Annotated in this window: 6 protein-coding genes and 1 pseudogene; 2 read left to right on the forward strand and 5 right to left on the reverse strand. The window is 67.0% G+C overall.

Annotated elements, in window-relative coordinates; translation table 11 throughout:
• The coding region (locus tag EB084_16455) for a hypothetical protein (GenBank protein ID NDD29849.1) at nucleotides 1-1,880 on the reverse strand (1,880 nt) is incomplete at its 3' end.
• Nucleotides 1,881-2,751: 871 nt separating this feature from the next.
• On the opposite strand from EB084_16455, the gene EB084_16460 reads away from it, so the two are divergent.
• Both EB084_16460 and EB084_16465 read left to right on the forward strand, forming a co-directional pair.
• Nucleotides 2,752-3,249 (forward strand): hypothetical protein, encoded by a 498-nt coding sequence (locus EB084_16460; GenBank protein NDD29850.1) that lies wholly within the window; start codon nucleotides 2,752-2,754, stop codon nucleotides 3,247-3,249.
• Nucleotides 3,250-3,373: 124 nt separating this feature from the next.
• Nucleotides 3,374-4,309, forward strand: coding sequence for a hypothetical protein (locus EB084_16465; GenBank protein ID NDD29851.1), 936 nt, complete (start codon nucleotides 3,374-3,376; stop codon nucleotides 4,307-4,309).
• A 39-nt stretch (nucleotides 4,310-4,348) separates the two neighbouring features.
• Here EB084_16465 and EB084_16470 read toward each other — a convergent pair whose 3' ends face one another.
• The 4 genes and pseudogenes from EB084_16470 to EB084_16485 all read right to left on the reverse strand — a co-directional run bounded on the left by EB084_16470 (nucleotide 4,349) and on the right by EB084_16485 (nucleotide 7,008).
• On the reverse strand, nucleotides 4,349-5,311 hold the full coding sequence (locus tag EB084_16470; GenBank protein NDD29852.1) for a hypothetical protein: 963 nt from the start codon (nucleotides 5,309-5,311) through the stop codon (nucleotides 4,349-4,351).
• The gene (locus EB084_16475) at nucleotides 5,312-5,599 is read right to left on the reverse strand and encodes a hypothetical protein (protein NDD29853.1); all 288 of its coding nucleotides are present in this window, start codon (nucleotides 5,597-5,599) and stop codon (nucleotides 5,312-5,314) included.
• Between the two features lie 161 nt (nucleotides 5,600-5,760).
• Nucleotides 5,761-6,252 carry a YchJ family protein gene (locus tag EB084_16480; GenBank protein ID NDD29854.1) on the reverse strand — a complete coding sequence of 164 codons (492 nt, stop codon included), beginning with the start codon at nucleotides 6,250-6,252 and terminating at the stop codon, nucleotides 5,761-5,763.
• A 614-nt stretch (nucleotides 6,253-6,866) separates the two neighbouring features.
• Nucleotides 6,867-7,008, reverse strand: a pseudogene (locus EB084_16485) (2-oxoglutarate dehydrogenase E2).

The following is a 7,008-nucleotide window of genomic DNA, read 5'->3' on the forward strand; positions in this document are numbered from 1 at the left end:
CGCTCGGTGCCGATGATGTGCAGCCCGCCCGTAGCAAACTGTGGATCGGCTGTGCGCAACACCTTCACGCCAGGCAGCGCCGGCAGCGGGGTGCCGTCGTCGACGACAAGCTGCACCTGGGGCTGCGCGACCGCAGCGCCGGGCTGCTCGCCCGCGGCGGGCGCGAAGAGCGCGTCGCCCTTCGTCTCGGCCACCTTCGGCTCGCCCGCGGCCACGCTCAGCTGGTTGACGCCGAGCCAGAGGCGCGCGTCTTCGCCTTCTGACTTCTTCGACATGACGATCATGACGCGCTGACCATCGTTCACGGCCTGCACGGCCTCCCCGGTCAGGCGCTTGAAGTTCACCACGTCCGGCTTGATGTCGACCCCGCGACCCGCCATGTTGGTGGCCAGCGTGACCATGCCGCTCTTGCCTGCGCGGGCGATGATGTCGTTCTCGGCCGACGTGTTCTCCTGAACGCTGCGCGCGTTGAGCACCTGATGCGGAATCCCGCGCTGGTTCAGCAGCTGGTGCAGGTACTCGTTTGTGGCCACATTGCGGGTGCCGATGAGCACGGGCTTGCCCTCTTCGGCAAGATGGGCGACGCGGTCGACGACCGCATTGAACTTCTCTTGATAGCTCTTGAAGACGAGGTCAGGCTTGTCGACGCGCTGCGACGTGCGGTTGGGCGGAATCACGGCCACGTTCATGCCGTAGAGATCCTGGAACTCGGATTCCTCGGTCTTGGCCGTTCCGCTCATGCCCGCCACGTGGTGGTAGCGACGGAAGAGATTGGGATAGGTGATGGAGGCCATGGTGGTCTGCTCGGGCTGCACGGCCACCCCCTCCTTGGCCTCGAGGGCCTGATGGATGCCGTCGTTGTAGCGACGCCCGTCCATCACGCGACCAGTGAACTCGTCGACGATGTCGATCTTGCCGTCGCGCACCATGTAGTCCTTGTCGCGGGTGAAGAGGGTCTGGGCCATGAGCGTGGCGCGCAGGTAGGGCACCTGCGTCATGTTGCTCTCGCTGTAGAGGTTGTCGACCCCGAGCTGCTTCTCGACCTTCGAGAGCCCGTCATCGGTGAGCCAGCACTGGCGCATCTTGTAGTCGACCTTGTAATCGGCGCCCGGCGTGAGCCCCTTCACGATCTCGGCGAAGCGCTGATACTGCTGCGTGGCGGGCTGCTCGGTTTTCGAAAGGATGAGCGGCGTGCGGGCCTCGTCGATGAGAATCTCGTCGACCTCATCGATGAGCGCGAAGTTCGGCTCGCGGCAGACCTTGTCGGACGGTTGACGCGACATGTTGTCGCGAAGGAAGTCGAATCCGAGCGAATAGTTCGTGGCGTAGGTGATGTCAGCGGCGTAGGCGGCGCGCTTCTCGGCAATCTTCTGGGGGTCGTCGGGCACCACCCCCACCGAGAGACCGAGCCAGTTGTACACCTTGCCCATGTTCTCGGCGTCGCGCTCGGCGAGGGTCTGGTTCACGGTGACCACGTGCGCGCCCTTGCCCGTGAGGCCGTAGAGGTAGGCGGGCATGGTGGCGGTGAGGGTCTTGCCCTCGCCGGTGCGCATCTCGGCGATCTTGCCCTGGTACATGGCGATGGCGCCCTGCACCTGCACATCGAACGGCTTCATGCCGAGCGCGCGCCCAGCGGCCTCGCGGGCCACCGCGTAAGCCTCGGGCATGATGGCGTCAACACTCTCCCCTGCGGCGAGACGCGCCTTGAAGGTCGCGGTCATGCCCTTCAGCTCGGTGTCGCTCATGGCGGCGAACCGCGGGCCGAGCGCGTTGATCTTCGCCAGCGGCTCCTCAAGCGGAATGGTGTCGTCGCCCTTGCCCGCGATGGAGAGCAGGTTGTTTCCGAGAACGCGGGCGGTGTGCAGCATGCGCCGCAGCAACCCCGGCCGTTCGGGGGCAGCAACGCGCTCCGGGCCGACCAGCGCATCGCTCCGCCTGGGCGGCGTGATGACAGGGGCCGCCGATGCGGCGACAGGGCCTCGCGTCTGGCTGGGTAGCGCCGGGGGCTCGGGAACAGGCGGCGTGGGAATGGGACGGGCCGTCGGCAGCGGGGGAGGTGGTGCGCCTCCTCCCACGACCCCGACAGGTGCGCCCGTGTCATCTTGCAGCAGCACCGATGGCGCGCTGCTCGCGCGAGCGGGCGCAGCCTCCCCCTGTGCGGAAGGCGGAGGGGGCGACGAAGCGGAAACCGCCCCACTGCGTGCGTTGGAGGTTTCCATGCCCAGCAGGGCGTGGGCGGTGGTCGACGAGCGCAGGGGGCGCTCGTGCCCCGCAGGCTGAGGCTCGACCGAAGAGGTGGCGCGAGGAGCAGGGGGAGGGGCAGGGGGCGCCGACGCCAGGAAGCGGTCGCCGTTCGGGGCCGCATCAGGCGTGCGCGAACCGCCTTCCGAAGTTACGTTCCTGGTGGGGCCCGACGCGTTTCCGCGCCGCCCCCCGTGAAGGGGATGAAGCTCCATCTGCCCGGTTCCCTCCGCGGCCATGCCAGCGGCACGACCCTCCTCATCGATACGGCATGAGTATAGCACGAGGCACAAGCGCGCAATTGTTACAAAGTTGTTAACATCACCGTCTCCGCATACGAGACGCAAGGCGCTGGTGTCAGGCCCGAAGCGAACCCAGCAGGAAAGGCCCGAGCAGACGAGAAGGCCCTGCGTCCAACCGTATCCCTGCACGCGTCCATGCGTCTCATGAAATGGGGGTTCTCCCTTGCACACGTCACTCTCTCGTGTCTTGGCTATTGCGATCACGTCGATGCTTCTCCTGTCGAGCGGCCGTGAGGTCGTGGGGAAGCCCGTCCTCGTTCCCAACCCCATTCCCGATCCCGCATTCCCCAAGAAGCTCAGCCCTGCGCTCCATCTCGACAGCGTCTCTGTCATGAAGGGCGGAACGCTGATCGAGAAGCTGGTGAACTACGACAGCGACTCCGAAGCGTACTCGCTCACCGCCGCCGGAAAGTACCTCTCGAAGCCGCTCGACGGCAACACACAGTACACCGTGACCGCCGAGATCTCGAACAAGGGTCTGGTGCTATACGACGGGCCCTATCAGATCAATGTCACCATCTGGGGGGGTGGCGCCGCGAGCGACCATTATGGCTTGCCCGTGGTGTTCAACAACGGGGGGGCCCCCATCGTCGTGCGTGGGGTCTGCAAGCCTGGCACCAAGATGACGCCGCAGCCCAGCTTCACGTTCACCTCTGGCGTTGCGGGCAAGTACCAGATCAAGGTCTCGGTGAAGCCCCTCCCGTGACGCGCCCCCCGCAGGGGCCGATGCACGTCGAGCTCCCCCCCACGGTGCCTGGTGCATCACCCCGTCGGGCTTGCGTGGCCGCACGCCGTGCATCAATCCGCACTGCCCTCGAGGCCCGGCCCGCGTGAACCGTCGTCTCGTGGGAGCACTCCTCGTGTTGCTGCTGGTGAGCCTGCAGCTGCTGATCTTCCTGGCACAACGAAGGCTCCCCCTCTCACAGCCCGCGTCGCCGAATCGAACGACTGCGTCTGCAACACGCATGAGAGCCAAAGCCCCTCCCGTGACCTCGAAGGAGCTGCGATGGGCCATCTCGCCCGACCTCAGCACCTGGAAGATGCTGCCGTACACCGTCAAGGGCGTGGGAACCCCCCAGATGGCGTGGTTCGAGGGTCACCTTGTGACGTTCTGCTCAGACCCATCTCGCGTGCAGACCATCTCGCTGGAGCCGGGCCGCGGTGACAAGCTTACGGTCGGAAAGCCCCAGAACGTCGGCATCGAGGGGGAGACGGCAGACAAGCAGGTCGACCCGAACGTGATCGCCCTCCCCGGGGGCGGATACCGCTTGTTCTACACCGTCTCCGCCGGGAACGAAGATCCCGCCTATGAGCGCACCGAGTTCCACAGCGCAGTCCGGCGCGCAAACCGATGGGTGCGCGAACCCGGCTGCCGGCTCAGCGACACGGGAATCGTCGATCCGGACGTGATCGCGCTCCCCGACGGCACGTGGCGCATGTTCTTCACCCGAGGCATCGAGGAGCAGATCTGCAGCGCAACCTCGAGCAACGGCCTCGACTTCGTCATCGAGCCCGGGCAGCGCGTTGCGGGTCAGGTGTCGGCCACCATCCACGTGGGAAGCACCTACCTCATGGCCCACCAGTCGCTGGGCGGTCTGTTCAACCAGGGCCTTCTGCACGTGCTTCGCTCAGACGATGGCTTGCAGTTCACCCCCGACCCACGCTTCAGATGGCAGGAGAGCAACGTCGCAGTCGAGGGACCGAACCTCATCATGCTCAAAGACGGTCGGTTCCTGATGGCCTACATCACCCCGCAGCAGCGCTGACGCGCGGCACCTCGCCCGCGGGTGACCCTGAGAGCGCGCTCAGTGCCGCTCGACGGGCACCAGGTAGGCAACGCCCTGATATCCGAGGGTGGGCTTGCCGTCATATCCCGTGTACGTGGCGTTCGCGGTGGACATCGACAGGTGCGTGATGGCCCGTGTCTTCGGGTTCCAGTCAACGTAGCCCACCACGTCGAGCGCCACCCTGTTCTTGTCGCTCGGCGACTCGCCGGCGCTCTCGGGGCGAAGCCCTGGCTGATACATCTCGAGCCTGCCACGAAGCTCGGCGCGAGCCGTATCGCCCGACACCGACGTCACCGTGCCGCGAAGCGACGCCTTCTGCACCCGCGCGATGGCCTTGGCGTCACCGTCCGGCTCCATCAGCGAGGGCTCGGGCCTGAAGTGGCTCAGCACCGTGCGCGCCACCCCATCGCTCACATCGAAAGCGGTGCCCACGCCCGCACCTGCCGCGGGCAGCATCTGGACACACTGCTCAGGCGTGAGTGAGATCCAGTCACGGGTCGCCGCGGTGAGGGCCGCGGGATACACGTTGTAGCCTGGCGTGTTGCTCAGCGGATGGAGCTGGCGCAGCTCGGAGATCACATTCGAATCGTTGTAGCGGATCACCACGCGCAGCTGCAACGACGCGTTCGGATCGTGGGCATTGCTGACGTACGGCGCGATGCTCTCGCCCGGCTTGAGGCCCAGCTCGCGAATGGCCGCCGCTGTCTGGTTCGAGATGACGTCGGCGGTCTGCCCCATGGGCTCGGCGACGTTGACCACCTTGCCGTCAGAGGTCATGACGAAGGTCTGCAGCAGTGCCGGGCGTCGCCGGAAGTAGGGGGCGAACGTCTCGATCATCTGCCGTCCGCTCGGGGTGTCGATCTGATTGAGCGAGGTGATGCGGTAGTTCAGCTCGACCACGAGGGGAACGAAGTAGTGGTTGAGCCTGTCGATGAGGTCTTTGTCACAGAGCGACACGGCTCTGATGCCCGCCGAGCCCATTCAACAGCGGCCGTCGAGCCTGCCGTTCAGCGCATACGCGAGAATGGGGCGCTTCAGCTCCTTCGAGAGCTGCAGCGCGCGATCGACATCGTAGACCCAGCCGACCCTCTCCCAGCGCCGCTCGCCCTCGGTGAGATCGAGTCGCTTCACCTGCTCATCGATGAGCGCGGGGGTCGAGGCGACCACGGTGCTGGCGCTGTGCGCGCGAGAGATGGCGAGCCCCCGCACCCCGGCGAGGATGGCAATGATCAGGTTGATTATCAGAAGAATCGAAGCGGCGCGTCGCACGGCGGCATTCCCCTTTCAGAGCACGAGAGCGATGGGGGCGACCGTAAAGGTATTCTCGCCGTGACAAGCGCCTCCTCTTGGAGACGCGACGCGGCGGAGCACGCCCGGCCCGTCGCCGCAGGCGTGCTCCGCCGCGCGTAGAGAAGAGACCGCAGCGCTTCTCAGGCCGCCTTGCCGCAGCACTTCTTGTACTTGGCGCCGCTTCCGCACGGGCACGGATCGTTGCGCCCCACCTTGGGATGCTCGCGGCGCACCGTCTGCGTCTTCACCAGGTCGCCGTCGACGTAGTACCACGTGTCGCCGTCCTTGCGGAAGCTGGATCGCTCGTGATGCACGGCCGGCTGGTTGTTGATGCGGTAGCGGGCCTTGAACTCGACCACACCCTCGGTGTCGGTGAGGCCGCCCTTCTCGGTGGACACGATCTCGAGGCCGTCCCAAGCCGCCTCCTTCGCCCACTTCTCGGCGTATGAGCGCTCCTGGGTGTGCACCGTCGTCGGATCGTGGGTGCCCATGATGTAGTCGATGTCGGCGTTCACGTACGCCGTGTAGCGCGAGCGCATGAGCGCCTCGGCGGTCTCCGGGCGGGCTTCGCCCTTCAGGAAGCGCCCGCAGCACTCCTCGGTGCTGGGCTTGAGTCCACAGATGCAGGCCATGTGAGTCCCCCTCAGGGATGGAGATGGAAGACGGTATGTTCCGCATTCCCGCGCGCCTCCCTGCGTGAGCGACGCACGACCCGGGGGAAGGAAGGGGGCGACCCGCGACAAAGCCATGCCCTCGCCCCGGGCGCTCGCGCGTCACCCCGCGGGGCGCCACCATCGACGCGGCGGGCGACCCGGTGCGCCCCGCAGAGGAGACGACATGAACGTGACACAGGCCAGGCGCATCGCCCGCGCGTGCGCGGCCAGCGAGACCGCACGCCTGCACGAACAGGGATATGTGTGGATTGCGGCACGCCTGCGGCCTGCCCTGGCCGTGCTCGAGACAAGTGAGCACCCACTGGCCGCCGAGGGGCTGCGCGCACTGGCCGCCCTCGACGAGATGAACGGGGCCTGGGGCGTGGCGGTGCGCAGGCTCGACGCGGTTCTGGCGCGCATGCCGGATGACACCGACGCGCAAGAGATGCGCGCCGCGGCCATCAACGCGGCCGCAGCCGTCGACCCGGTGAACGCGCCCTGGAGCGTGGCGGTGGCCGATGCCCTGGCCGACTTCGACCCGGAAATGGCGCTCACGCTCGTGGAGGGGCGCGCCGGCCTGCTGGCCTGTCAGTGGCGCGCGGCCGCCCACGGGGCCCGCGGAGACGCCGCGGCCGCGCTGCAGGCCTGGCGGATGGCGGCGGCCTGCGACGAACCGGTGTCGCTGCGCCCCACCGACTGGTACCACCTGGCCGACGATCTGTTCGACGAACCCGC

The organism is Pseudomonadota bacterium (assembly GCA_010028905.1).
GTDB lineage: Bacteria > Vulcanimicrobiota > Xenobia > RGZZ01 > RGZZ01 > RGZZ01.